General features: G+C 62.7%; 3 protein-coding genes. 2 read left to right on the forward strand and 1 reads right to left on the reverse strand.

Annotation, left to right across the window (positions count from 1 at the left end; genetic code table 11):
- Positions 1-630 (forward strand): transposase (locus ACBR42_RS16950; RefSeq protein ID WP_371208814.1); only part of this gene is annotated, 630 nt, incomplete at its 5' end.
- A gap of 33 nt (positions 631-663) precedes the next feature.
- Positions 664-936 carry an IS3 family transposase gene (locus tag ACBR42_RS16955; protein WP_371208815.1) on the forward strand — a complete coding sequence of 91 codons (273 nt, stop codon included), beginning with the start codon at positions 664-666 and terminating at the stop codon, positions 934-936.
- Position 937: 1 nt separating this feature from the next.
- On the opposite strand, the gene tnpC is transcribed toward ACBR42_RS16955, so the two are convergent.
- A complete protein-coding gene (gene tnpC / locus ACBR42_RS16960; protein ID WP_371208816.1) occupies positions 938-2515 on the reverse strand; it encodes an IS66 family transposase in 1578 nt (525 codons plus the stop codon).
- Positions 2516-2749 lie beyond the last annotated feature (234 nt).

The following is a 2749-nucleotide window of genomic DNA, read 5'->3' on the forward strand; positions in this document are numbered from 1 at the left end:
AGCAGGTCTTCAGGACGCTCCACGTCCGTCAGCAGTGCGTCCAGGATTTCTCTCGAGATGGTCATTCATGCTTCCTTTCGGGAAAGCATGGACCAGATCAGTCATACACAGAAGATCGGACACTCTCTCGCTTTGCTGGGCGTGGATCTCACGCAGATCCATGGCATCGGTGTGTCCCTGGCCCTCAAGCTTGTAGCAGAATGCGGCACAGACCTTCGCGCCTGGCCAAGTGCAAAACATTTCACCTCCTGGCTCTGCCTCGCTCCGGGGAACAAGATTTCCGGCGGCAAGCTTCTGTCATCTCGCACACGCCGCTCCTCAAGCCGGGCCGCAGCACTGCTACGTCTGGCAGCCACAACGCTCGGGCGAAGCGATACTGCATTGGGGGCTTTTTACAGACGCCTCTCAGCGCGGGTCGGGAAAGCAAAGGCTGTGACCGCCACTGCCCGGAAAATAGCGGTTCTGTTCTACAATACCCTCAGATACGGCATGGTTTATACCGATCCTGGAGCAGGACATTACGATGAAATCCATCGCAAACGTGTCGTCTCCAATCTCCACCGACGTGCACAGTCATTAGGGTTTGTCCTGCATCCCATCCCTGTAGCCACCGATCCTGCTGTTTCTTAGGAAAGCCACGCAGTTCTTCGCGAGCCAAAAGACGTGAGGTTTGCGTTTATCAGGGCACATCGTGACCGCTGGCCCATCGCCAATCTGTGTCGGGTTCTACAGGTCTCGACGCGTGGCTACCGAGCATGGGTTTCCCGGCCCATGTGCGAGCGCCAGCGCACCGATCTGAAGGTTCTGGCGCATATCCGCGAGCATTATGCCCTGAGCAACCGGACCTATGGCCGTCCGCGGATGACCATGGAACTCAAGGAAGCAGGGCTTGGGGTTGGTGAACGCGTAAGCATCCGGCGAGGACCACGGGCCTGAATCAGGCGAGCTGTGTATGATTGGCGTGACGGGTATTTTTCCAGTTCCAGGGAAGGAGTTCGTGCAGGCGTGAGACGGGCTGGTCGTTGATCCGGGCGAGGACGTCGGCGAGCCAGGCCTGGGGATCGACGTTGTTGAGCTTTGCGGTGACGATGAGGGAATACATGTCGGCCGCGCGCTGACCGCCCCGATCGGAACCGGCGAACAGCCAGGCTTTCCTGCCCAGGGCGATGCCGCGCAGTGCGCGTTCAGCGGCATTGTTGGTCAGGCAGATCCGTCCGTCGGAGAGGAACCGGGTAAAACTCTCGGGTCTGCGCAGGATATAGGCCATGGCTGCGGCAACGGGGGTCTTCTTCGACAGGCGGGCGCAACTTTCGCGCATCCAGGCCAGCAGGCCATCGACCATGGGAGCGATGCTTTCCTGTCGCACGGCTCGACGCTGCGCCGGCGTTGCGCCATTGATGGCGCGCTCGGCCTCAAAGATTGCGTCGATCCTGCGCACGGCCTCCACGGCAAGAGGTGCGCGGCCGAGTTCGGCCAGCCTGAACAGGCCGCGTCGGGCATGCGCCCAGCAGCCCGCCGACATGACGGGTGCCGGTTTACGGTCGGTGTCGAACAGCCGGTTGTAGCCGCCATAGGCGTCGGATTGCAGGATGCCGCTCCAGCCGGCGAGATGCTCCGTGGGATGTTCGCCCTTGCGGTCACGGGAGTAGCGGAACCAGGCCGCGGGCGGTGCGGGGCCGCCGAATGGCCGGTCATCGCGCACATAGGTCCACAATCGCCCGGTCACGGTGCGGCTTTTCGCCAGCACTGGTACGGTAGTGTCGTCGCCATGCAGCCGTTGTGCCGTCAGCACATGGGCGCGGACCTGCGCGATCAGCGGCGCCAGGGTGGCGGTGCTGGCACCCACCCAGTCAGCCAGCGTGGAGGTGTCGAGATCGATCCCTTCGCGGGCAAAGGCCGCGCTCTGGCGGTTCAGCGGCAGGTGATCGGCAAACTTGCCGGTCAGGATCGTCGACAGCAGCCATGGCCCGGCGCGGCCCCGGGCGATCGGATGGAAGGGTGCTGGTGGCTGCGTGAGGCTCTCGCAGTCCCTGCAGGAGAATTTCTCCCGCACCGTCTGGATCACCCTGAATTGTCTGGGGACGACTTCCAGCGTCTCGGTCATGCTCTCGCCCAGTTTTGCCAGACGGGATGAACCACAGCATGGGCATTGCACGGGGGCCGGGATAACGACCCGTTCACGCGGCAGAGCCGCAGGGAACGGTCGGCGCGCCGGGCGCTGCCGCCCAACATCCGTTTCCGATGCCCTGGCCACGGTCCCTGGCACGTTGGCGGGATCGTCTTCGGCGATCGCCGTTTCCAGATCCTCAAGTTCGAGTTCCAACTGCTCAAGCAGGCGTCGGCCGCGCTCAGAAGACGCACCGAAGCGATCGTGCCGCATCTTTGCGATCAGCAATTTCAGATGCGCGACCATCGCCTCGGCACCCGTTGCGCGCCGTTCAGCCTCCTGACGGGCCACCTCGGACGCTGCCAGGGCCACCCGCAGGCGATCGATCTCCGATATCGCGGTCTCCATACTGCCCATGACAGCATGGATCGGCCCTGCTGTGTACCGAAAAATGCGTTCAGCCTGCCAGTTCCGGCCGCCATGTGCGTTGCGGGTGCCGCCAGTCGATGCCTTCAAGCGAAGGCATTAAGGAATATACTGCCCATTGAGGGTGACGAATCCCCGGCAGGGGTTGTCAAGGTATGCGATCCGCGCCATCCGCTATTTGGTCGCCGCCTCGTCGTGTTGCGGCGGCTTGCTGCA

The organism is Komagataeibacter sp. SM21, from assembly GCF_041402665.1.
Lineage (GTDB): Bacteria > Pseudomonadota > Alphaproteobacteria > Acetobacterales > Acetobacteraceae > Komagataeibacter > Komagataeibacter saccharivorans.

Bases quoted from the DNA above. Each gene is read 5' to 3' on its own strand.
- tnpC (WP_371208816.1), bottom strand. From the start codon at position 2,515: ATGGAGACCGCGATATCGGAGATCGATCGCCTGCGGGTGGCCCTGGCA.